Here is a 460-nt window from a genome sequence, read left to right on the forward strand (position 1 = left end):
CTTCATCTGGGAGTTGCGGCGAGCGCCAGCCGCGGACGCCGAGTACCGCATCGAGTGGACCCAGCCCGGCCAGCGCGTCGCTGACGCCGAGCCGACGCTTGTCTCCTTCACCGGCCGGCGCTCTATCGAGGAATCGTATCAGCGCGTCATCGCCGAGGGGAAGACCTCCCGCGTGGAAGGCGAGACGTTCGTGGCTAACAACTACGGGCTCAACGTCGGGCTTGCGGAGGGCCCGGTCGACACGGGCTCGGAGACGGTGTACGACGTCGGCGACCGCTCGACGCAGTACGAGCGCAACATCGACTACACGATCGGGCACTCCGAAGGGTCGATCACTATCCTCGAGGGCGGGTCGATGACGCCCGGCGTCGAGTACGCGATCGACTACGAGTGGCGCTTCGAAGGCGAGTACGCCCAACCCGCCGTCGACGATCCGGACACGCTTCGCGAGGAGTTCCCC

Annotated in this window: 1 protein-coding gene; it reads left to right on the plus strand. The window is 67.0% G+C overall.

What is annotated here, in order from left to right:
• Positions 1–460: hypothetical protein (locus DVK00_RS21505; protein ID WP_394345575.1), on the plus strand; the 460-nt coding region annotated here is incomplete at both ends.

This window comes from Haloarcula sp. Atlit-47R (genome assembly GCF_003665985.1).
Lineage (GTDB): Archaea > Halobacteriota > Halobacteria > Halobacteriales > Haloarculaceae > Haloarcula > Haloarcula taiwanensis.